The 21068-nt window shown below is 72.7% G+C and carries 19 protein-coding genes and 1 pseudogene; 12 read left to right on the top strand and 8 right to left on the bottom strand.

What is annotated here, in order from left to right; genetic code table 11:
- Positions 1–27 precede the first annotated feature (27 nt).
- Together NW895_RS22920 and NW895_RS22925 are read left to right on the top strand one after the other, a co-directional pair.
- The gene (locus NW895_RS22920; protein WP_289937676.1) at positions 28–714 is read left to right on the top strand and encodes a maleylpyruvate isomerase N-terminal domain-containing protein; all 687 of its coding nucleotides are present in this window, start codon (positions 28–30) and stop codon (positions 712–714) included.
- Positions 715–800: 86 nt separating this feature from the next.
- Positions 801–1421 carry a GNAT family N-acetyltransferase gene (locus tag NW895_RS22925; protein WP_289937677.1) on the top strand — a complete coding sequence of 207 codons (621 nt, stop codon included), beginning with the start codon at positions 801–803 and terminating at the stop codon, positions 1419–1421.
- Between the two features lie 11 nt (positions 1422–1432).
- Here NW895_RS22925 and sigJ read toward each other — a convergent pair whose 3' ends face one another.
- Positions 1433–2350, bottom strand: coding sequence for an RNA polymerase sigma factor SigJ (sigJ, locus tag NW895_RS22930; RefSeq protein WP_289937678.1), 918 nt, complete (start codon positions 2348–2350; stop codon positions 1433–1435).
- Positions 2351–2453: 103 nt separating this feature from the next.
- Here sigJ and NW895_RS22935 point away from each other — a divergent pair, with 103 nt between their 5' ends.
- Entirely contained in the window at positions 2454–2822 is a 369-nt protein-coding gene (locus NW895_RS22935) for a hypothetical protein (RefSeq protein WP_289937679.1), read from the top strand.
- A gap of 11 nt (positions 2823–2833) precedes the next feature.
- Here the strand turns inward: NW895_RS22935 and NW895_RS22940 are convergent, their stop codons facing one another.
- The 3 genes from NW895_RS22940 to NW895_RS22950 all read right to left on the bottom strand — a co-directional run bounded on the left by NW895_RS22940 (position 2834) and on the right by NW895_RS22950 (position 5567).
- Complete coding sequence (locus NW895_RS22940) at positions 2834–3982, bottom strand: hypothetical protein (RefSeq protein ID WP_289937680.1); 1149 nt, start codon at positions 3980–3982, stop codon at positions 2834–2836.
- A 118-nt stretch (positions 3983–4100) separates the two neighbouring features.
- Positions 4101–4421 carry a hypothetical protein gene (locus NW895_RS22945; RefSeq protein ID WP_289937681.1) on the bottom strand — a complete coding sequence of 107 codons (321 nt, stop codon included), beginning with the start codon at positions 4419–4421 and terminating at the stop codon, positions 4101–4103.
- Between the two features lie 39 nt (positions 4422–4460).
- Positions 4461–5567 carry a YihY/virulence factor BrkB family protein gene (locus NW895_RS22950; protein ID WP_289937682.1) on the bottom strand — a complete coding sequence of 369 codons (1107 nt, stop codon included), beginning with the start codon at positions 5565–5567 and terminating at the stop codon, positions 4461–4463.
- A 323-nt stretch (positions 5568–5890) separates the two neighbouring features.
- On the opposite strand from NW895_RS22950, the gene NW895_RS22955 reads away from it, so the two are divergent.
- From NW895_RS22955 to NW895_RS22985, 7 genes and pseudogenes are all read left to right on the top strand, one after another.
- Complete coding sequence (locus tag NW895_RS22955; protein ID WP_289937683.1) at positions 5891–6289, top strand: hypothetical protein; 399 nt, start codon at positions 5891–5893, stop codon at positions 6287–6289.
- A complete protein-coding gene (locus NW895_RS22960; RefSeq protein WP_289937684.1) occupies positions 6286–7062 on the top strand; it encodes a hypothetical protein in 777 nt (258 codons plus the stop codon). Before NW895_RS22955 ends, NW895_RS22960 begins: the two co-directional genes overlap by 4 nt.
- Before the next feature lie 38 nt (positions 7063–7100).
- The gene (locus NW895_RS22965; protein ID WP_289937686.1) at positions 7101–7610 is read left to right on the top strand and encodes a roadblock/LC7 domain-containing protein; all 510 of its coding nucleotides are present in this window, start codon (positions 7101–7103) and stop codon (positions 7608–7610) included.
- Positions 7611–7662: 52 nt separating this feature from the next.
- Entirely contained in the window at positions 7663–8037 is a 375-nt protein-coding gene (locus tag NW895_RS22970) for a hypothetical protein (protein ID WP_289937688.1), read from the top strand.
- A gap of 137 nt (positions 8038–8174) precedes the next feature.
- Positions 8175–8531, top strand: a complete 357-nt coding sequence (locus tag NW895_RS22975; protein WP_289937816.1) for a PadR family transcriptional regulator — start codon at positions 8175–8177, stop codon at positions 8529–8531.
- Positions 8528–9529 carry a hypothetical protein gene (locus tag NW895_RS22980; RefSeq protein ID WP_289937689.1) on the top strand — a complete coding sequence of 334 codons (1002 nt, stop codon included), beginning with the start codon at positions 8528–8530 and terminating at the stop codon, positions 9527–9529. The genes NW895_RS22975 and NW895_RS22980 overlap by 4 nt, the downstream gene beginning before the upstream one ends.
- A 162-nt stretch (positions 9530–9691) precedes the next feature.
- Positions 9692–10815 (top strand): annotated as a pseudogene (locus NW895_RS22985) (MFS transporter).
- A gap of 79 nt (positions 10816–10894) precedes the next feature.
- On the opposite strand, the gene NW895_RS22990 reads toward NW895_RS22985, so the two are convergent.
- Positions 10895–12259 carry an FAD-dependent oxidoreductase gene (locus NW895_RS22990; protein WP_289937690.1) on the bottom strand — a complete coding sequence of 455 codons (1365 nt, stop codon included), beginning with the start codon at positions 12257–12259 and terminating at the stop codon, positions 10895–10897.
- 351 nt (positions 12260–12610) lie between these two features.
- Between NW895_RS22990 and NW895_RS22995 the strand changes: the two genes are divergently transcribed.
- Positions 12611–14071: an MFS transporter gene (locus NW895_RS22995; protein WP_289937818.1), complete on the top strand. Its 1461-nt coding sequence runs from the start codon at positions 12611–12613 to the stop codon at positions 14069–14071.
- A 32-nt stretch (positions 14072–14103) separates the two neighbouring features.
- On the opposite strand, the gene NW895_RS23000 is transcribed toward NW895_RS22995, so the two are convergent.
- The 3 genes from NW895_RS23000 to NW895_RS23010 all read right to left on the bottom strand — a co-directional run bounded on the left by NW895_RS23000 (position 14104) and on the right by NW895_RS23010 (position 19755).
- Complete coding sequence (locus NW895_RS23000) at positions 14104–14250, bottom strand: hypothetical protein (RefSeq protein ID WP_289937691.1); 147 nt, start codon at positions 14248–14250, stop codon at positions 14104–14106.
- Positions 14251–14393: 143 nt separating this feature from the next.
- Positions 14394–17120 (bottom strand): SpoIIE family protein phosphatase, encoded by a 2727-nt coding sequence (locus NW895_RS23005; RefSeq protein ID WP_289937692.1) that lies wholly within the window; start codon positions 17118–17120, stop codon positions 14394–14396.
- A gap of 82 nt (positions 17121–17202) precedes the next feature.
- Positions 17203–19755, bottom strand: a complete 2553-nt coding sequence (locus NW895_RS23010; protein ID WP_289937693.1) for a SpoIIE family protein phosphatase — start codon at positions 19753–19755, stop codon at positions 17203–17205.
- 437 nt (positions 19756–20192) lie between these two features.
- Between NW895_RS23010 and NW895_RS23015 the strand changes: the two genes are divergently transcribed.
- Positions 20193–20975 carry a LuxR C-terminal-related transcriptional regulator gene (locus tag NW895_RS23015; RefSeq protein ID WP_289937820.1) on the top strand — a complete coding sequence of 261 codons (783 nt, stop codon included), beginning with the start codon at positions 20193–20195 and terminating at the stop codon, positions 20973–20975.
- The last annotated feature ends 93 nt before the right edge of the window (positions 20976–21068 follow it).

The raw sequence follows: 21068 nt of genomic DNA on the forward strand, positions 1-21068 counted from the left end.
TCCGGGGCCCTTGCCTAGGCTGCCGCCATGACCATGGGATGGCAGTACCACACCGATCCGGTCCAGCCGCTGCGCGACTCCTACGAGGCCCTCGCCGCCGTCGTACGCCCTCTCGGCGACGAGGAGTCCTGGCAGCCGACCGGCTGCGCCGGCTGGGCCGTGCGCGATCTGGTCTTCCACTGCCTCGCCGACGCCCAGCGGGCGCTGGTCGCCCTGCACACCCCTGCCGACGGCCCGACCGACCGGGACGCCGTGACCTACTGGGAGGACTGGCGGCCCGACGCGGCCGGCGCGGCGAACGGCCGGCGCTGGGTACGGGTCTGCGCGAGCATGTTCCTCGACTTCGGGCCGCTGCGGGAGCTGTACCTGGAGACCGCGGCGGCCACCGTGAGGGCCGCCGCCGCGGCAGCGCCGGACCACCGCGTCGCCACCCAGGGCCACACCCTGACCGCCGGCGACCTCATGACCACCCTCGCCGTCGAGGCCACCGTCCACCACCTCGACATGACCCTGCGGCTCCCGGCCGCGCCCGGACCGTCACCCAGTGGCCTGACCGCGGTCCGCGCCACCCTGGACGGCCTGCTGGGCCGCCCCGTTCCGGTGGACTGGAGCGACGAGCAGTACGCCCGCGCCGCCACCGGCCGGGCCCCGCTCACGGAGTCCGAACGCCATGCCCTGGGCACCGACGCGGAGCGCTTCCCGCTCTTCAGCTAGAGCCCGTCCTGGATCGGGAAGCGGTGGCCTGTCGACCACCGTGTGCGAGCAACAGCAGGTTTCCGGCGGAGACCGTCATCGGACGGATGTGCGAGGATCCCCGGGTGAACGATCTACGTGTCCGCCCGGCCGCTGAGGCCGATCTGGCCACCCTCGTCCGCCTCCGCGACGCCGCCGCCCGCTGGATGCTGGCCCACGGCATCACCGGGCAGTGGCGGCCGGGGGAGCTGGACGAGGGCCACTTCCGCCGGGTCATGGCGCATGGCGAGGTCTGGCTCGCGGAGGCCGGCGGGCACATCGCCGGCGCCTGGGAGCTGTGGTGGGAGGACGAGGCGGCCTGGGGTCCGCAGCCGCCCGTGGCCGGGTACGTGCACCGGCTCATGGTGGACCGGAGCACCGCCGCGCCAGGGACGGGGCGGCTGCTGCTGAGGGCCGCGGAACGCCGAGTGGCTGCGGTGGGACGGACGGCTGTGCGCCTGGACTGCCTGGCCGGTAACGCTCAGCTCAACGCCTACTACCGGAAGGCCGGTTACCGCGTCGTCGGGCTCAAGGAGGGCAAACCACAGCCGGGTGCGGCGCCGAAGTCCTTCACGTTGCTGGAGAAGGAGCTCCGGCACCCGGGGGAGCGCGGAGACCGGGGAGCTTCCGAACTCCCGTCGCCACCCGGACGCGGTACTGGGGGACCGAGGCCCGACTGGGCGCTCTGAAAAGCGAGGCCTTAGTCCTTCCGCGCCCACGGCCGCAGCTTCTCCGGGTTGCGGACCGCCCAGATCCGGGCGACGCGCCCGCCGGAGACGTCGAACGAGGCTACGGTCACGACGACGCCGGCACGCTGGGCCACCAGGCCCGGCACACCGTTGACCGACCGCTCCAGGAGTTCGAGCCCCGGAGCCTTGTCGGCGATGGCGACCATGTACTGGGCGATGCGCGCGCCGCCCTCGACCGGGCGCAGGACGGTGCCGACCATGCCGCCGCCGTCGGCGGTCATCACGGCAGCCGGGTCGAGCAGACCGACGAGGGCTGCGATGTCCTTGGTCTCCCATGCCTCTTTCACGTGCCGCACCACGTCGGCCTGGCCGGTCGCCGTCACCGGAGCGCGCGTGACGCTCACCCGCCGCCGGGCGGAGGCCGCCAGCTGCTTGCAGGCGGCAGGGGTGCGGCCGAGAACATCGGCGATCTCGGCGAACGGGTACCGGAAGACGTCGTGCAGGACGAACGCCACCCGCTCGGCGGGTGTCATCGACTCCAGGACGACGAGGAAGGCCATGGTCACCGACTCGTCCAGAACGATCTGGTCGGCCGGGTCCGCGGGACCGGTGGGGCCGGCGCCGCCCGCGTGGTCCCACTCGGTCCGGTCGGGCAGCGGCTCGGGCAGCCACGCGCCGACATAGCGTTCACGGCGGGCCCGCGCCGAGCCGAGCAGGTCCAGGCAGATGCGGCTGGTCACGGTCGTCAGCCAGGCGCCGGGGGACAGGACCTCCTCCTGCCGGCTTCGCGGCAGCCCGTACCAGCGTGCGTAGGCATCCTGGACGGCGTCCTCGGCCTCGGACACCGAACCGAGCAACCGGTAGGCGACATTGATCAGTTGGCGTCGCTCGCCGACTATCTCGTCTGCGTCGGTCCCGGCAGTCCCCATACTTGGCCGCCCCCTCGCCTTACCTTTCGCAGGCCCGCGTCGTCGGGCTGATGAGACCTTATCGATCTACTTACTGCCCGAGGGCGGAAAAGGGGACTGTGACATGGCCACTCAGGTGACGGCGAACGCACGACGCGGCTCCTCGTTCCTGCAGATCGCGATCGGCCTGCAGACCTTGACCATCTTCCTTCAGGCGGTCTCCGCCGGACTGCTGCTGACCTCGGCCTACGGAGAGACGCTGCACAGTGTCGGAGCCCGTGTGATGTACGGGGCGTCGATGCTGTACGTGCTCGCGGCGGTGCTGGCGTGGAAGCCGGGCGGCGGCTCCCCCCGGCCTGTCTGGCACGCGTCAGGATTCCTCGTACTCGCCTCGGTCCAGGTCGTGCTGGGCATCGCGCACGTCCCGTCGGTCCATCTCCCCCTGGGGGTCCTGATGTTCGGTCTGAGTGTGCTGGCGCTGGCCCGCCGCTGAGGTACGTGGTCCTAGGCGTCGCGGACCTCGCGGCTGTCCTCCCCGGATGTGCCGTCTCCCCTGACGGGTGCCGGACGCAGTGCCTTGGCGTTGTCCACGAGCTTCTCCAGTCTCCGCGTCAGCTGCCGCAGCGGGGAGCCGGTCTCCGGGTCGGGCTGCTGCGGCACGGGTGCGGCCGCGGCGGACTCGCGGTAGGCGGCCAGTGCCTCGTTGGCGCGCTCGGCCGCCTCCCGGTACAGGTCCCGGGACTTCGTCATGGCCTCCAGCGCCTCGCGGTACATCGTCACGAGCTCACGCGCGCGGGCCAGTTCCTCCTCCAGCGTGAGCAGACGCCACTCCTCCCGCAGTGCCGTCAGCGCCCTGTCGCCTTCCTCCGGCAGCGGCCGCGTCAGGGCGGCGAACCCCGTCACCGCCGCGATCAGCTCGGACGGCTCCGAGCCGTCCAGGAAGACGGTGCGTACGGAGAAGTCCTGGGCGTCGTAGCCGGACGGCACCGGCGTCCCGGGCAGCACCACCGCGCCGCCGCGCGGCACCTCCACGTCCACGTCCCGCAGCGCCCAGTTCACGACCCGCAGCTGGTGCGGCGCGGCCCGGTGCTCCACGACCCGGTGCCGCAGCCCCGGCGGCAGATGCTCCGCCAGCGGTACGCGGCCCCGGTGGTCGGGTGTCATCGCCTCGTGGACGACGATGTGGATGTTCCACGGGCTGCGTACGGCGTTCCTGAGCACCCGCCGCACGTCCTTGTCGTCCTCGGGCAGGCGGTTGATGCCCCGGAAGCGCAGGCCCGTGGCGATGTCGCGGTCCCAGGTGCTGTCCGGATCCCGGGGCCAGAACACGGCGGCCGGTGAGGGCCACTCAAGGCTCCAGGGCCGCTCCGCCTCGGCCACCAGGGTCCACTCCTGCCCGCCGCCAGAGGCGTGCGTCAGCGTCAGCCGGGCGCGGACCGTCACCTCCTCGGGCACCTTCCAGCGGGCTTCGAAGACCGGCCCCGCGGCGTCCTCGGCCTCCGGCGGCTCCAGGAAGTCGTCGATGACCTGGCTGTCCTTGAGCTGTCGGAGGGTGCGCCGGACGGCGTCCTCCGCGGCGGATCCGAGGTGGCGGCCGCGGGCCAGCCAGACGGTGGCGGGAGTGGTGGGGCGGTCGGTGGAGGAGGTCGGCATGAGTCCATCTGTGAGCGGGGGCACGTGCGGATGCCAGTATCGTCGCCCCAGGTCAACGGAGATCAACCGGGGGTCTTTCCGTGTCACCGCGCACCATGGGCACTGCCGTCGGCGATTCCTACCCCTGCTCACCCTCCCTGTCGGGGTGCGCCTCGCGGCCCGTGACGATGTCCGTCACCCCGGACTCGTCGGCCGCGTCCTCGCCCGGGCGGGGCGTGCTCCGGCCGCCGGCCTGGCCGCCACCGGTGGTGCCGTAGCCGCCCGGCACACCGGGGACGCTGTCCGCGTCGGCCTGCTCACGGCTGATGTGCCGGGTGGCGCGCACTCCGGCACGCCGCTCCTCATGGCGGTAGCTGAAGGGGCGGGCCTTCGCACGCTCCTCCTCGGCCTGCTCGGCCGCCCGTGCCTTGTCCTGTGGGTCGGGGGTCTTGTCAGTCATGGCGTCCGCGTACCCACCGGTGGCGGCGCCATGACCGGCTCATTCGTCCGGCGCCGCCCGCCGTCGGTCCTGGTCGTCCCAGGCGCGGGTGTCGCGGGGCTCGACGTACGGCTCGCTGTCGGGCGGATAGCCGGCGGCCATGACGCGCTGCCGGGACAGCTCTGCGTCGAACTCCAGGCCGAGAAGGATGGCGATGTTGGTCACCCACAGCCAGACCAGGAAAATGATCACGCCGGCCAGGGTTCCGTAGGTCTTGTTGTACGAGCCGAAGTTCGCCACGTAGAAGGCGAACCCGGCGGAGGCGACCAACCAGATCACCAGGGCGAGAAGACTGCCGGGAGTGATCCACCTGAAGCCCCGGACCCGGGCGTTCGGGGTGGCCCAGTACAGGATCGCGATCATGGTCGTGACGAGCAGGGCCAGCACCGGCCACTTGGCGATCGACCACACCGTCAGCGCGGTGTCGCCGAGGCCCAGGACGTCGCCCGCCTCCTCGGCCAGGCTGCCGGTGAACACCACGATGAGCGCGCTCACCACGGCCAGCAACAGCAGCACCACGGTCAGGGCCACCCGGAGCGGCAGCACCTTCCAGATCGGGCGCCCCTCGGCGACGTCGTACACCGCGTTCGCCGTGCGGATGAAGGCGGCCACATAGCCGGACGCGGACCATACGGCGGCCACCAGGCCGACGATCGCCAGCAGGGAGCCGAGACCGGCGTTGTTCTGCAGTTGCCGCACCGCGCTGGAGATGATGTCCCGCGCGGAGCCGGGCGCGAGCTGCTGGAGGTTGTCGAGGACCTGATCGGTGGCGGACCGGCCGGCCACCCCGAGCAGGGAGACCAGCACCAGCAACGCCGGGAACAGCGACAGCACGCCGTAGTAGGTCAGCGCGGCGGCGCGGTCGGTCAGCTCGTCGTCCTTGAACTCGGACAGCACACGGCGCGACAGCGCCAGCCAGGAACGCTTCGGCAGCTCGGTGGGCGACTCGGGAGCCGCACGTTCCGTCGCGGCGTCCGGACCGAACTCCGGTTCCGTCTCGTCCCGCGTCCGCTCCACGTGCTGTTCCCGGGCCTCTTCATCGGACGGTCGGCCTTCGTCCTGGCGGGGAGCGTGCTTTCCGCGGTGGGGGAGGTGCAGTCGGGTCATGGGCACCGGGTAGCCCGGTGGGCCAGGACCACGCACGGGGTGTGCGGGAATCACGCGAGGCGGTCACCGTTCACCCATGGTGCGGTCGGCGGGATGTCATGACAATGGGCGGGCGCGGGCAGGGCAGGCCCACCATCCGCATCGGGGCCGGCCCTGTCCGCGTTCCCGTGCCCGGACCCCTCGTCGCCGCCCCCATATCACGGTCATAAGTACCCGCGTGCAAGTTCCACTGGAAAATGCCAAAGCCCTCACCTGGGTCGAGCACTTTCCGTAGTCTCGATGTCACGTTCGCGGCGCACCCGTGCAAGGGGAGGGGATCCGGCGTGCCCGGAATCGACGAGAGTCTGCTCGAAGCCATGCGACTGCCCGGCGCTCGGGGCGCGTCGCTGGTCGACTGGATCAGCGGACTCACTCTGGGAGCGGTGGGCGACGCACCGGGCGGCGACGCGGAGGCGACCGCGGCCGAGACCGCGGAACTCGCCCGGCTCGCCGCCGAGAGCAACGCCCTGGCGCCCGCCGAGGGCGGCGCGGCGTCGGGCAAGGAGCCGCCCGTCCAGGACGTGATCATCACCAACGCGGACTCGTACCACCTGCTGAGGTTCATCGGCACCGCCTTCGACAGCACGGTGTTCCTGCACCTGTGGCTGGACCGCCACGACGGAAACCTGGCCCTGGCCCGCATACGGCTGGCCGAGATGGCGGATCGACTGGTGCTGGGATGACGACGGCTCCGAGAACGTACGAAACGACCTCGGCCTCCCTCGGCGCGCTCGCCGCCGAACGGGCGACCGGTGCCCTCTCCAGCGAGCGAGGCGTCATCTACCTCTCGGCGGGCCGTGTCGTGCACGTCGAGTCCGCCTTCACCCCCGACGTCGGGATCCTGCTCACCGGGAGCGGTGCCGTGGCCCCGGACGGCTGGTGGGAGGCGGTCGACCGGGCCGGGGCGCAGCACCTGGTGGGCCGCCGGCTCGTGGACAGCGGGCGTCTCGCCGCAGGAGCGCTGGAGCTGTGCCACCTGGGTGCCCTGTTCGACGCCGCTTACTTCGTCCTCGCCCATGACGGCCCCGTACGCCGCTTCCGGCCGGGGGCCGCGCACTGGCTCGGCGTGGTCCGTCCCGTATCGGTGGACACCGTCGTCCGCGAGTCGACGCGCCGCCGTGAACTGCTGCACCGCATATGGCCCGAACCCGACATCGACCTCGTCCCCCTCGCGCGCGTATCCGATGCCGGCTCCGCCGACCTGCCGCTGAGGCGGAGCCGGACGCTGGCCCAGGTCGACGGCGTCCGCACCGCCGCCGAGATCGCCGCGGCACTGGCCTGCCGTACGTACCACACCCTCGTCGAACTGCGCCGCCTGGCCGCCGACGGTCTCGTCGTCCCCGCCCCGCACAGCCCCGCGCCGGCCGAACCGAGCGGGGGCCGGTACGCGGTGGCCGGGGACGATCCCGACACGGCTCTGCTGCGACGGCTTCGAGACGCCTTGGAGGCCCTGTGATCCGCGCGCGTCGACAGCGTGCCGAAAGGAGACTGCTCATGGCCGTCGAGACGGACGTCCTCGACGAACTGCATCGACTGCGCACCCGCATCCCCCGGTTGACGGGCTCGCTCGCGGCCACCGTCGACGGGCTCGTCCTGGCGCACGACGTGCCGGAGACCGAACCGGAGGGGCTCGCGGCGCTCACCGCAGCCGCCCTCGGCGTCGCCCACCGCATGGCCGACGCCGCCGCGCGCGGCGAGTTCCGTGAGCTGCTGATGCGCGGGACCGAGGGGTACGTCGCCACCTACGCGGCCGGACCGACCGCCGTGCTCACCCTGCTCGCCGACGGCCGCGTCAACGTGGGCCGCCTGCACCTGGAGGGCCGGCGCAGCGGTGCGCGGATCGCGGACCTGGTGGCCACCCACGTCGGCCTGGGCCGGAACCGTCACGGCGACCCGCCCAGGACGCCCGAACCCCGCACGACGACACCCGCGGACGCGGCCCGCCCGATCGGCACCCTGCCGGTGCGCACGCCGCAGCGTCCCCAGCCCGGGGGCCACCGCTGACAGACCTGGCCCACCATCACCGCCACCATCACCGACGGAAAGGAACCGACGCATGGCCAACCTGGAGACCTCGCTGAAGGAATGCCTGAGCTCCATCGACGGAGCGACAGCTGCCGCACTCGTCGACTACACGAGCGGCATGGCCCTCGGAACGCTCGGCGGCAGCAAGGACTTCAACCTGGAAGTCGCCGCCGCCGGCAACACCGACGTCGTGCGGTCCAAGCTGCGCACGATGGAACACCTCGGTCTGAAGGAGGAGATCGAGGACATCCTCATCACCCTGAACACCCAGTACCACCTGATCCGCCTCATCAAGGGGCGCGGGGGCAGTGGGCTGTTCCTGTACCTCGTCCTCGACGCGTCCCGGGCCAACCTGGCGATGGCCCGCCACCAACTGCGCAGGATCGAGGCCGATCTGGAGGTCTGAGCCGCAACAGAGGCGAGGGGCGTGGGTCCGGTGGGCTCACGCCCCTCGCGTATGCCCCGTCTGCGTGCCCTCACCGTGTCCAGCCTCCTGGAATATATCGGCCGCCGATATATTCTGTCTCCATGGCATCGAGGAACATGACACAGGCGGCGTTCTTCGTCCTGACCGCCCTGGCCGACGAACCGCGGCACGGCTACGGGATCCTGCGGGAGGTCGAGGAGCTGTCCGAAGGCGCGGTGCGGTTGCGGGTGGGCACGCTGTACGGCGTGCTCGACCGGCTCACCGCCGACGGACTGATCGTTCTGGACCGCGAGGAAGTGCAGCAGGGCCGCCTCAGGCGCTACTACCGCCTCACCGACGAGGGGCTCCAGGCCCTCACCGCGGAGGCCGAACGGATGGCGGCCGGGGCCGACGCCGCGCAGAAACGGATCGCACGGGGCCGTCGCACCGCACCGCCCGCCACCGGACCCGGACTCGCCGGAGGTCTCGCATGACGACGCTGCTGGAGACGCGCTACCGCGCCGTGCTGCGACTGCTCCCCGCGTACTACCGCCGGGCGCGGGAGGAGGAGATGGTCGAGACGTACCTGTGGGACGTCGACCAGGAGACCCAGGACCAGAGCCGGCCCACCGTGGGCGAGGTGGCGAGCATCGCCGCCCTGGCGCTGCGCAGCAGGCTCGGTACGGTGCAGGCGCCCCGGCCCTACGCCGTGCTCGGGTCGGCCGTCCGCCTCTTCGCGCTGTTCGCCGTGCTGCTGCAGGCCGGATCCGCGCTCGTCGACCGTGTGCTGTCCCTGACCTGGGCGTCGACCGGTGGTCCCGCCCGGTGGGACATGTTCGTGTCCGACTTCACCGCCCATGGTCCGTGGTCCACGGCCGTCCAGGCCGCCGAGTGGACGCTCCCGCTGCTGTGGACGGTCGGCTACATCGCCCTCCTGCACGACCGCCGGCGCCTGGCCCGGGTGTCCGTGCTGCTGGCAGCGCTGCCCACGCTCTGGCCGCTCGTCGGACCGCTGGTGAGCGAAACGGTCCCGCCGGAGCCCGCCTACGCCACCGCGTCCGCGCTCCTTGCCTGGCTGTCGGCCCTCGCGCTCTGCGCGGCCCACCACCGCGACGCCCCTCCGGCGTCCCTGCCCGTGGGATCCCCCGGCATCGTCCTCATGGCGAGCTGTGTGGTGATGGGAGCCTCGATCGTGCTGCTGCCCGGCGCGGTCGACGCGGTGTGGGCCCCGGCCACGTTCTTCCTTGCGGGCTCGCTCGCCTGGCTGCTGTGGGGTGCCCGGCGCACGGACCGGACCAGCGCTTCCGGCGCACTCGCCCTGGCCGGGCTCGGCCTGCTGGTCCTGGTGGCACGCATCACCGCACTCGTCCCCTGGCTCGACGTACCCGTCCCGGCGGTGTACGTGGGCGGCGCCCTGGGGCAGACGGCCGCGCTGACCCTGCTGACCGCCGCACTGACCGTCGTCGGCACTCGCGCCCTGGCGACCCGGTGACGTCGTACGACCGGAATTCGGCTGCCGCGATGCCGGTGAGCCCGGTGAGGTACGTCCATGGACGGTGCCACCGAGCAGGCCCGACGGGCGGCGTCAGGAAGTGGCCGAACGGTCACGCCGCAACCGGCTCGATGACACAGGTCGGCAGTCCTCGCGGCTCTGATGCTGGCCGCCTTCACCTTCAACCCCGCGGAGAACCCGCCGATCGGCCTGCTGGAGCTCAACTCCGAAAACCTGCGGGTGTCGTTGTCGGCGGTCGGTCTCCTGGTCACCGGCTATGGCGTGACGGTGGCCGTCGCCTCTGTGCCGCTCGCCCACGTCCTGCGTGCGGTGCCCCGACGCCATGTGCTCACGGGACTGCTGGCCGCGCTGGTCGTGTCGAGTCCGGTGGCGGCACTGGCCACCTCCTACGGGCTGCTGCTCGCCGCGCGGCTGCTGACCGCGCTGGCCCAGGCGCTGTTCTGGGCCGTGATGGGGCCGGTCGCGGCAGGCCTGTTCGCGCCCGAGGTCCGCGGGCGCGTGGTCGGGGCGCTGTCCGTCGCCGGTTCGCTCGCCCTCGTGCTCGGCGTTCCCGCCGGGACCTGGCTGGGCCGGCAGAGCGGCTGGCCGGTGCCGGTCGCCGTGCCGGCGGCTCTGGGGCTCGTCTCTCTGGTGACGATCGCCGCTCTGCTGCCGACCACGCGCCCGGAGGAAGAGCGCGCCGCCTACGCATCCCGTCCCGACGCCCGCCGGTTCGGGACCGTGCTGACGACCGGGACGCTGTCCGCCGCAGGGGCGTTCACGGGACACACGTACATCGTGACGTTCCTGGGAGAGGTGAGCGGGTTCTCCCCGAGCACGGTCAGCGCCCTGTTCGTGGCTTTCGGTGCTGCCTGTCTGGCCGGGGTGAGCGTCACCGGGGCATTGCTGGACCGCTTCCCGGATTCCGCGCTGAGCACTGCCGTGGCCACGCAGGCGGTGGGCATGCTCGGCCTGTACGCGGCCGGCCCCGACCCGGTGGCGGCGGGGTGTTCCTCCTGCTGATGGGCGGTGCGCTCGGACCGGTGTTCATGACCACCCAGAACGCGATGCTGCACTGCGCGCCGGGCCGCACGGACATCGCACTCGCGGCGAACTCCGGTCCCTGCAAGGCCGGTATCGCGGCGGGCGCCGCGCTCGGGGGGCTCGTCCTGCCGCTCGCCGACGTGCGGGGCACCTTCCTGACCGGCGGGCTGCTGACCGCCTGCGCCTGCGCCGTGCTGCTCGCCGGCCGGCTGCTGCGTCACGGACCCAGGTCCGCCGCCTAGAACCCACAGCCGGGCATGGCGTGCCGCCCGGGAAGGGGCGGCGACAGGCGGAGCCGGTCCGGCTCCGCCGTTCAGCCGTTCACGCGCCGCTCGCCCTGAGCATCTCCTCACGCTCGACGATCTTCACGCGCTCGCGCCCCTGCGGCTCGCCCAGCGCCTTCTCCGCGGAGTCGAGTCGGTACCAGCCGTCCCACGTGGTGAAGCGGACGTTCCGCTCGGCTAGGAACGCGTCCACGGCCTCCGGGCCCGGCGACGCGGGCGTGTGGAGGCGGCCGTTCGCGTAGTCGTCCAGGAGGTTGGCCACCGTCTCGTTGGCGTCGCCCTTGGTGTGGCCGATGAGACCCACCGGGCCACGCCGGATCCATCCGGTGACGTACGTGGACTGCAGGTGCTCGCCGGTCTCCTGGATGACCCGCCCGCCCGCGTCGGGGACCGTACCGGAGTCGATGTCCCAGGGCAGCTTGGGGAGTTTGTCGGACAGATAGCCCACGGCGCGGTAGACGGCGGTGACGTCCCAGTCGGTGAACTTCCCGGTGCCCTTGACGTTGCCGGTGCCGTCGAGCTCGGTGCGCTCGGTGCGCAGGCCGACGACCCTGCCGTCCTCGCCGAGGATCTCCGTCGGCGATTCGAAGAAGTGCAGGAACAGCTTGTGCGGCCGGTCGCCGACGTCGCGGATGGCCCAGTTCTCCAGGGTCTTGGCGACCATGTCGGCCTGCTTGTTGCCGCGCCGGGTCGCGATCGAGCCCTCGTCGTAGTCGATGTCCTCGGGGTCGACGATGACCTCGATGTTGGGGGAGTGGTCCAGCTCCCTGAGCTCCATCGGGCTGAACTTCGCCTGGGCCGGGCCACGGCGGCCGAAGACGTGTATCTCCTTCGCCCGGTTGGCCTTCAGACCGTCGTACACGTTCGGCGGGATCTCCGTGGGCAGCAGCTCGTCGGCGGTCTTGGCCAGGACGCGCGCCACGTCGAGCGCCACGTTGCCGACGCCGAGGACGGCGACCTTCTCGGCCTCCAGCGGCCAGGTGCGCGGCACGTCAGGGTGGCCGTCGTACCAGGAGACGAAGTCCGCGGCGCCGTACGACCCGTCGAGGTCGATGCCCGGAACGGGCAGCGCCCGGTCGGCCATCGCGCCCGTCGCGAAGATCACGGCGTCGTAGAACGCGCGGAGGTCGTCGAGGCTGATGTCGGTCGGGTAGTCGACGTTGCCGAAGAGGCGTATCTGGGGTTTGTCGAGCACCTGGTGGAGGGCCGTGATGATGCCCTTGATGCGGGGGTGGTCGGGGGCGACCCCGTAACGGATCAGTCCGAACGGCGCCGGCATGCGCTCGAAGACGTCGATGGACACGCCGGGCTCGGCGGCCACGTCGGACTTGAGCAGAGCGTCGGCGGCATAGATCCCGGCCGGGCCGGATCCGACGATGGCTACCCGCAGAGGGCGGGGCATGATCAGGTTCCCTTCGAGCGATGACAGGCGTCTCGCCGGGAAGCCTAAACTAAGGCAACCCTTACCTGGTACGCGGGTCCGATCTATGAGCTCATAAGCGCGGTTTATGGCACAGGGGCGTGGACGTACCGGACCACCTCGTCCGCTCGGGTGGACGATCGGCCGGGCCGGGCGCGTGCTCTCCCGGCAGTCCCGCGGTGTGCGAGTTTGGACCGTCGGTCAAGGGTGACGCAGGCCTGAGTGACGACGTGCGGCCCGGCATCCGCCGTCACTCGGACCGAACTCGTGGAGGGAACCCTCGTGAACCGCGGTACGTGGGCGGACGAAAGCGGTCACGGCGACGCGCAGGCGGTGGACCGACCGGATCCGAACCGGTGGCGGGCCCTCAGGGTCACGCTGGTCGCCGGCTTCATGAGCCTGCTCGACGTGACGATCGTCGCGGTCGCCCTGCCGTCCATACAGCGGGATCTGCAGGCCTCGGCGGCGTCCGTGCAGTGGGTCGTGTCCGGGTACGCCCTGACCTTCGCCCTCACCCTGGTGACGGCCGGACGCCTCGGCGACGCGTTCGGCAGGCGCCGCGTCTTCCTCGTCGCGCTCGCCGCCTTCGTCGTGTGCAGTGCCGCGGCGGGCGCTGCCCCCTCGATCACGCTGCTGATCGTGGCCCGGCTCGCCCAGGGCATCGCCGCAGGCAGCCTCGCCCCGCAGAACTCGGCCCTGATCCAGCAGATGTTCCGGGGCGCCGAGCGCGGGCGGGCCTTCGGGCTCTTCGGCTCCACCGTCGGCATCTCCAGCGCCGTGGGCCCCATCACCGGCGGCCTCATCCTGGCCCTGGCCGACGGCCCTCAGGGCTGGCGCTGGATCTTCTACGTCAATGTGCCGGTCGGCGCGATCGCCCTGCTGCTCGGCAGCCGCCTCCTGCCCCGGGTGGCTCCCGGCCGCCGGGGACGCCTCGACCCCCTCGGGGTCGTACTGCTGGGCGCCGGGATCCTCGCCCTGATGCTGCCGCTGGTGCTCGCCGAAGCCGGTGCGATGCACCGCCTGTGGTGGCTGTTCCCGTCGGGAGCAGTGATCCTCGCGGGCTTCGTCCTCTGGGAACGCCGGGTCGCCGCCCTCGGCCGGGCCCCGCTGCTCGATCCGCGGCTGGTCACGGAAACCCGCGGTTATGCCACCGGGGCGGGCCTCGCCGCCCTGTACTTCGTCGGGTTCAGCGGTGTGTGGCTGGTCTTCGCGCTGTTCTTCCAGAACGGGCTGGACTACTCACCTCTGCAGTCCGGCCTGGCGGTGACGCCGTTCGCTGTCGGCTCCGCCGCCGCGGCCGCCGTGGCCGGCCGGCTGGTCGGGCGGCTGGGACGGCTGCTGACCGTCTGGGGCCTGGTCGGCGTCATGGCCGGACTGGGCGGCACCGCGCTGGTCCTGTGGCTGGCCCCCGCGCAGTGGGCCGCCTGGATCGCGGCGCCCCTGCTGTTCGCCGGAGGGATCGGCAGCGGCTGCGTCATCTCCCCGAACGTCACCATGACCCTGCGGGACGTCCCCGTCCGCATGGCGGGCGCCGCCGGAGGCGCCCTGCAGACGGGGCAGCGGCTGGGCGGCGCCGTGGGCACCGCCGCACTGCCGGGGCTGTTCTACCTGGTGCTCAACGCGACTCACGACGACTACCGCAGCGCCGTGGCCGTGTCGGTCGGCACCGGGGTCGCCGCCATGCTGTGCGCTCTGGCGGTGGCGGTCCTCGACTGGCGCCGCGACCGCGCCGACGGCAGCCGGCGCTGCCCGCCGGAGGTGTCCCACAGCCATATGCACGCGAGCCACGGCTGAGGCGACCTCTCCGGCCGACGCGCCGGTGTCTCTCAGTGGCCCTTGCGGAACTTCCTCAGCAGCTGCTGCGCCTGCGCGCGACGCCGGGGGTCCGCGGCGGCACGGCGCGCCTGCTCCATCGCCCTGCGTCCCTGCGGACTCCTCGCGAACTGCTTGAGCCGGTCCAGCACTCCCGCCATGACACTCCTCCGTAACGACAAGCCTTGCTCGGTCCGTCTACCCGGCAACCGCCCGATCAGCCCGGTGACTGGTGCCTGAAGGGGGAACGTGCACGCCGCACGGCTGGTTCCTCGTCCTGCCGTGTCCGGCCCCGACGGTGCCCTCAGGGCAACGGCTGTTCCGCCCAGATGACCTTGCCCGCGGGCGTGTAGCGGGTGCCCCAGCGTTCGGCGAGCTGGGCGACGAGGAACAGGCCACGGCCGCCCTCGTCCGTCATGGCCGCGTAGCGCAGGTGGGGCGAGGTGCTGCTGCTGTCGAACACCTCGCAGATCAGGCTGCGGTCACACAGCACGCGGACGTGGATCGGCTCGCCGCCGTACCGGATCGCGTTGGTGACCAGCTCGCTCAGGATCAGCTCGGTGGTGAACGTCAGCTCGTCCAGCCCCCACTCGGCGAGCCGCCGGGTGACCTGGGCGCGGACCTCGCCGACGGCCGCGGGATCGGAGGGCACCTGCCACTCGGCGACCCGGTCGGGACCGAGCGCACGGGTGCGCGCGACGATCAGGGCGATGTCGTCGCTGGGCTTCGCCGGGAGCCTGGCGTCCAGCACGGCCCGGCAGGTGTCCTCGGAAGACGTGCCCGCTCCCGCCAGAGCGGTGCGCAGCGACTCGAAGCCGACGTCGATGTCCCGCTCCCGCTCCTCGACGAGCCCGTCGGTGTACAGCACGAGCCGGCTGCCCTCCGCCAGCTCCAGCTCGGCCGTCTCGAAGGGCAGACCGCCCAGTCCCAGCGGGGGACCGACCGGCACGTCGGGGAACTCCACGCTGCCGTCGGGCCGGATCACAGCGGGCGGCGGATGACCGGCCCGGGCGATCACGCACGTTCGGGAAACCGGGTCGTAGATGGCGTACAGGCAGGTCGCGCCGGTGACCGGGGCGCTGCCGCCCTCGGCCGCCTCGTCCTGGTCGATGCGGCTGACCAGCTCGTCGAGCAGCGACAGCAGCTCGTCGGGCGGCAGGTCGAGGGCGGAGAAGTTGTGGACCGCCGTACGCAGCCGCCCCATGGTGGCCGCCGCGTGCAGCCCGTGGCCCACGACGTCGCCCACCACGAGCGCCACGCGGGCACCGGACAGCGGCAGGACGTCGAACCAGTCACCGCCCACTCCTGCCTGCGCCGGCAGATACCGGTAGGCGATGTCCAGGGCGTCCTGCTCGGGCAGGCGGCGGGGCAGCAGGCTGCGCTGCAGGGTCACCGCCATGCTGTGCTCGCGCGTGTACCGGCGCGCGTTGTCGATGGAGACCGCGGCACGCGCGACCAGCTCCTCGGCGAGCGCCAGTTCCTCCTGGTCGAAGGGCTCGGCCTTCTCGCAGCGCCAGAAGCTGACCACGCCGAGCACCAGGCTTCCCGCCCGCAGCGGCACGGTGATCAGCGAGTGGATGCCGTACTCCACCACCTGCGCCGAACGTTCGAGGTCCTGCGCCTGCCAGCCCGGGGCCTGGGCGAGGAACGGCTCCAGGACGGCCTGGCCGGTGCTCAGGCTGTTCCCCTGCGGAGAGGACGGGACGAACCTGATCTGCCGGCCCACCGGGTAGAGGGGGACGTCCTTGCGGATGCCGCTGAGCGCGACGCGGCGCAACGGGGTCACGCCTTCCGGCTGACCGCCGCTGAGCACCGCGTCGAACAGGTCGACGGTGGCGAAGTCCGCGAACCGGGGCACGGCCAGCTCCGCCAGCTCCTCGGCGGTGCGGTTGACGTCCAGGCTCGTCCCGATGTGCACGCCGGCCTCGTACAGCATGTTGAGGCGTTCCCGGGCCGCCTCGGCGCGGCCGGACAGGGCGCGCAGCTCGGTGGAGTCACGCAGCGTGGCGACGGTGCCGGGCGGGCCGCCCTGGGTGTCCGTGGTCCGCTGGTTGATCGCGAGCAGCCGGTCCTTGACCAGGTGGACCTCGTCCGTGGCGAGCCGTCCGGAGGCCAGCAGGTCGGCCGTGTCCGCGGGGAGCCGGAGATCGAGCACGTGCCGTCCCTCGGCGTCCCCGGGCAGATCCAGCAGCCGGTGCGCCTCGTCGTTGGCGAGCAGCAGGGTGCCGTCGCCACCGACGATGAGCACGCCCTCCCGCACGGCGTGCAGCACGGCGTCGTGGTGCTCGTACATGCGGGTCATCTCGTGCGGGCCGAGACCGTGCGTCTGGCGCAGCAGCCGCCTGCTGACGAGTGCGGTGCCCGCCGTGGCGAGGGCCAGCCCCGCGGCCGCGGCGCCCAGGACCACCGGCATCTGCTGGTTCGCGGCACCGCCCACGTTCTTCGTGGTGATCCCCGCGGACACCAGGCCCACCACGGAGCCGTCGTCCGCCTTGACGGGAACCACCGCCTGCACCAGCGGGCCGATGGTCCCGGTGATCTGCTCGGTCACGACGCGCCCGGCCAGCGCGGGCGCGATGTCCCCCACGAACTTCTTGCCGATGCGGTCCGGTTTGGGGTGTGTGTAGCGGATCCCGTCGGTGTTCATCACGACGATGAAGTCCACCTTCGTCGCCTTGCGGGCCGCCTCCGCCCGCGGTTGCAGCACCGCCGACGGGTCGGGGCCGCGCAGCGCCTCACGGGTGCCCGGGGAGTTGGCGAACGCCTCGGCGACGGCGACCGAGCGGTTGCGCGCCTCCCGGGTGCTGTCGTGCCGCACCTGCAGCACCAGCGCGATCACAGCCGCCACGACCAGCAACAGCACGATCACGACCTGCAGCAGGAACACCTGTCCGGCGACGCTGCGCCCGCCCAGCGCGGACCGTACTCCTGTGCCCTGTTCCCGCTGCGTCCGGTCCGCGACTCGCTCCTGCTGAGCGAGAGGACCGCCGGGACGCCGCCGAACTCCCGATCGACCCACCTGTCGGACCATGTGCTTATGTCTACACTGCCACGCCTCCGGAGGCGAGAGGCAGCCCCCTGAGTGATCGCCGTGCCCTGCCGCACGACCGGTCTCACCGAGGGCCGCGGAATCCCGTGCGGCGGGTGGCGAGCAGGAGTGCGATGTCGTCGGGGCGGTCGGTGGTGTGCCGGGCCGTCGCGGTGAGCCGGTCGGCCACGCCCGCCAGGGACCGGCGGCCCGCACGCGCGGTGGGAGCACCGAACCTCGCCAGGGCCACCCGCAGGGCGCTGATGCCGTCGTCGATGTCGACGCCGGACCGCTCGACCAGCCCGTCCGTGTACAGCGCCAGGACGGAGCCGGACTCCAGCTGAAGCTCCGTCACCGGGTACTGGGCGTCCGGGTCCACGCCGAGCACGACCCCGCCCGGAACGTCCAGCACATGGGTCCGGCCGTCCGGGTGGCGCAGCAGCGGCGGCGGATGCCCGGCCCGGGCGGCACGGGCCCGTCCGCTGGCCGGATCGAGCCGGATGTAGCAGCAGCTCGCGAACTGACCGGAGTCGAGATCGATGAGGAGGCGGTTGGAGCCGCTCATCACCTCGTCCGGCGGACGGTCGCCGAGCGCGAAGGCCCGCACCGCACTGCGCAGTTGTCCCATCGTGGCCGCCGCCTGCACACCGTGCCCCTGGACGTCCCCGATCACCAGGGCCAGGCAGTTCCCCGTCGTGACCACGTCGTACCAGTCACCGCCCACCTCCATGCCCTGGGTGCCGGGCAGATAGCGCCCGGCGGTCTCGATCAGCGGGTGCGCCGACAGGCGCCGGGGGAGCAGGGCCTGCTGCAGGCCACGGGCCAGCGCGGCCTCGGTCTCGTAGCGCTGTGCCTTCTCCATGGCGTGCGCGATCAGCCCGGCGAGGGCGGTGAGCACCGTGCGCTCCTCGGTGCTGAAGCTGCGCGGACGGTCGAAGCCCAGGATGCAGGAACCGACCGGGCGCCCGGAGGCGATCAGCGGCAGGAAGGCGCGGGCTCCCTCCGTCGCGTCCAGCGGAATGCCCGGGTAGGCGGCGGCCAGCGCCTGCATCGAGTCGAAGAAGAGCGGCCGGCCGCTGGTGAGGGTCTCGACACCGGGGAGCCGGGCGTCCAGCCCCACCCCCTCGAACGGCGCGAGGAAGCCCGAGGGGAAGCCCGACTCCCACGCCAGGTACAGATGACGTTCCTGCAGCAGGTAGATGGCGAGCCGGCGGCCGCCGAACGCCGGCAACACCTCCTTCATCACCACGGCCGACACCTGGCGCGCGGTCACCGCCTCCGTCAGGGCGACGGCGAGGACGATGGGACGGTACTGCGGGGCCGTGGAGGCGACGACGGGCGCGGTCGGCGTCGTCGCGGACGCCTCGGCCTCCCCCTGCGCGGGGTCGGCGGGCGGGTCGGACACCCGGTTGGCCGGACGGACCGTGCAGGTCAGGATGTCCGGCCCGGGATGGGCGGACAGGGCCAGCCAGTCGCCCTCGTACGGTTGCGGGGCCGTCGCGGGTGTGCCGCTGGGAGGCCGTCTGACGTGGAAGTGCACCGGCTCCGGCGACAGGAGCGCGCTCCGCAGGTGGTCCTCGAACGCCGGCTGGCTGAGCCACGGCACGGCCTCCCACAGAGGCCGGCCGAGGAGCCTCGGCCGTGGCCGGCCCAGCAGATGGGCGGCGCGCGGGTTCGCGTAGACGATCACTCCCAGCCGGTCCAGGCAGAACACGCCGTCCGGCAGCAGATCGGCGGCGGCGTCGGCCACCGAGCCCGGGCCGGGGTCGAGGACGACCCCCCGCACGGCACGGGGGCCGGACAGCGGCCCGAACGCGGTGGGCGCGGCGTGCGGATTCCACAGCTCCACCAGCCGCGGCGCACCGTCGGGGGTGCGTACGTGCAGGGGCAGCGGCGGAGGCCGGCCGGCGGCCGCCTGACGCAGCGCGGACCCGAGCACATGCCCGTCGGCGGGCGCGACGGCGTCCGTGAGCGCCTGCACCGTGTCCGGGGCCTCGCCCGCCGGCCCGCCGAGCAGCGCGCGCAGGGGATCGTCGACGGTCACGACACCGGTCACCGGGTCCCAGGCGAAACTCCCGGCGCGCTGCACGGGGCGCCGGGCCGCCGGCGGCCGGACACAGACGGGCTCGCCGTCCCACACCACGGACGAGGCGCCTGTGCCGTCCAGGCTGCCCAGCTCCGCGCCGAGAGCCTCGGCCAGCCCCGCCAGCCGGTCGGCACCCTCCAGCATCTCGGTGGCGTCCGAGGCCGAGGGGCGCAGCACGGTCAGGACACCGAGGGGCCCCGCCGGCCCGACCACGGGCACGTGCAGGGATCCGAAGGGGAACGGCAGCCCGGCCGCGAACTGGGGGTAGCGGCGCATCGTCTCCGTGGCGTTCGGCAGGACCACCTGGACACCCAGCCGAAAGGCGTCGGCGACGGGGAACGGCCGCTCGGAGTGCAGCCGCCACCAGGGGCGGAACAGCGGCCCGGGCAACCCCGCGAGCACGGCCAGCCGGAGCAGTCCGGGCGTGCTGGAGCGCAGGTAGACCCCTCCCGCGTGGCCGGCGGCCGCGCTGATCGCCTCCGTCGAGGCGTCGGCCAGCAGCGTCGCCAGCCGCCCGGCGGTCCGGTGTGCGTCCTCGGCGCCTGCTGTCATCGGCCCCACCTCGTCCGTGCGCCGTCGCGGGGGACACAGCAAGAATGCGCCAGAACACCCCCGCCGCGCACCTGGGCGGACGGGGGGAATCAGGACGGAGGTCTCAGGGCACGATGCCGGCCGGGCTCGGGGGCGCAGCCGTTGCCGTACGCACGGCTCGTCGCTGACTCCAGATCCGGCCGTTGCGGGACCGTTCCCGCCGGACGCGGGCCGTGTGACCGGCCCGAATCGCCGCAGTGACAGGTCGGGTATGCGATGCAGGCATGTCGTTCCCTCTTCCGGGCCGCGGACCGAGTGCGCCGAGCCCCGTCGGTGCAGAACCGGCACCAGGGTGCGGGCGGACGGTGCGGGAGTGCTATGCGTAGAAGTGCGTACGCACGCACCAGGACGACACGAGAGGGCGGACGACAGGCGTGAGCGGGGAGCCTTACGAACGCATGCTCGCGGTGGCACTCGCGGCCCTGCACGAGCGCGATCCCGACCGCCTGTGGCCGCTGATCGCAGCGGCGCTGCCGGCCCTGTGCGGCGGCGAGACGCTGGTCTACAAGCTCGACGAGTGGAGCGACCACGGCGGTACGGTCGCGCTTCCGCCCACGGCCGGGTCGGCCACCGGCCTCGTCGAGGAGGCCGCGGCGGCGCTGAGGGAGGGGTATCCCTTCGCGGGCCACTACGGCACCACGCCCGACCGGCACCCGCTGACGGCACGCCAGGCAGCGGGTCCGCACTGGTCCTCCAGCCCGACGGCCCGGCTGCTCCGCCGCACCATGGGCGCCGACCATGTGCTGGGCATCCCCCTGCCGCAGACCACCGACCCGGTCCTGGGCTGTCTCGTCTTCCGCTCCGGCAGGGACTTCACCGACGACCACGTGCTCGCCGCCCGGCGGATCCAGCCGCTGCTGGCCGCCGTCGAGGAGCAGCGGCAGCTGCTCGCGCGCTGGCGGGCCACGGCGACGACACCGGAGGATGCCGGCAGCCCGGACGAGCGGGCGGCGGACTGCGGCCTGACGCCCCGGGAAGTGACGGTGCTGCTCCTGCTCGGCAGGGCCCTCACCGCAGACGCCATCGGCCGCCGCCTGGGCATCTCGGTGCGCACGGTGCACAAGCACGTGGAGAACCTGTACCGCAAGCTCGGCACCCGGGACCGTATGAGCACGGTGCTCCGCGCGCAGCAGCTCGGTCTGATCCCCATGCCCACGTCGAAAGTTCCGAAGCACTCCTGACAGTGCGCCCCCACTCTGACGTCCCCGCAGAAGATCTCGGCGACCGGACGCACCGGGCAGCCGGGTTCTGTGGCGGTCGGCTGCCCGGTGCGT

The organism is Streptomyces sp. S.PNR 29 (assembly GCF_030386795.1).
GTDB lineage: Bacteria > Actinomycetota > Actinomycetes > Streptomycetales > Streptomycetaceae > Streptomyces.

Excerpts from the sequence above, each read along its gene's own strand:
- NW895_RS22920 (WP_289937676.1), top strand. The coding sequence starts at position 28 with ATGACCATGGGATGGCAGTACCACACCGATCCGGTCCAGCCGCTGCGC.
- NW895_RS22925 (WP_289937677.1), top strand. The coding sequence starts at position 801 with ATGTGCGAGGATCCCCGGGTGAACGATCTACGTGTCCGCCCGGCCGCT.
- sigJ (WP_289937678.1), bottom strand. The coding sequence starts at position 2,350 with ATGGGGACTGCCGGGACCGACGCAGACGAGATAGTCGGCGAGCGACGC.
- NW895_RS22935 (WP_289937679.1), top strand. The coding sequence starts at position 2,454 with ATGGCCACTCAGGTGACGGCGAACGCACGACGCGGCTCCTCGTTCCTG.
- NW895_RS22940 (WP_289937680.1), bottom strand. The coding sequence starts at position 3,982 with ATGCCGACCTCCTCCACCGACCGCCCCACCACTCCCGCCACCGTCTGG.
- NW895_RS22945 (WP_289937681.1), bottom strand. The coding sequence starts at position 4,421 with ATGACTGACAAGACCCCCGACCCACAGGACAAGGCACGGGCGGCCGAG.
- NW895_RS22950 (WP_289937682.1), bottom strand. The coding sequence starts at position 5,567 with ATGACCCGACTGCACCTCCCCCACCGCGGAAAGCACGCTCCCCGCCAG.
- NW895_RS22960 (WP_289937684.1), top strand. The coding sequence starts at position 6,286 with ATGACGACGGCTCCGAGAACGTACGAAACGACCTCGGCCTCCCTCGGC.
- NW895_RS22965 (WP_289937686.1), top strand. The coding sequence starts at position 7,101 with ATGGCCGTCGAGACGGACGTCCTCGACGAACTGCATCGACTGCGCACC.
- NW895_RS22970 (WP_289937688.1), top strand. The coding sequence starts at position 7,663 with ATGGCCAACCTGGAGACCTCGCTGAAGGAATGCCTGAGCTCCATCGAC.
- NW895_RS22975 (WP_289937816.1), top strand. The coding sequence starts at position 8,175 with ATGACACAGGCGGCGTTCTTCGTCCTGACCGCCCTGGCCGACGAACCG.
- NW895_RS22980 (WP_289937689.1), top strand. The coding sequence starts at position 8,528 with ATGACGACGCTGCTGGAGACGCGCTACCGCGCCGTGCTGCGACTGCTC.
- NW895_RS22990 (WP_289937690.1), bottom strand. The coding sequence starts at position 12,259 with ATGCCCCGCCCTCTGCGGGTAGCCATCGTCGGATCCGGCCCGGCCGGG.
- NW895_RS23000 (WP_289937691.1), bottom strand. The coding sequence starts at position 14,250 with ATGGCGGGAGTGCTGGACCGGCTCAAGCAGTTCGCGAGGAGTCCGCAG.
- NW895_RS23005 (WP_289937692.1), bottom strand. The coding sequence starts at position 17,120 with ATGGTCCGACAGGTGGGTCGATCGGGAGTTCGGCGGCGTCCCGGCGGT.
- NW895_RS23010 (WP_289937693.1), bottom strand. The coding sequence starts at position 19,755 with ATGACAGCAGGCGCCGAGGACGCACACCGGACCGCCGGGCGGCTGGCG.
- NW895_RS23015 (WP_289937820.1), top strand. The coding sequence starts at position 20,193 with ATGCTCGCGGTGGCACTCGCGGCCCTGCACGAGCGCGATCCCGACCGC.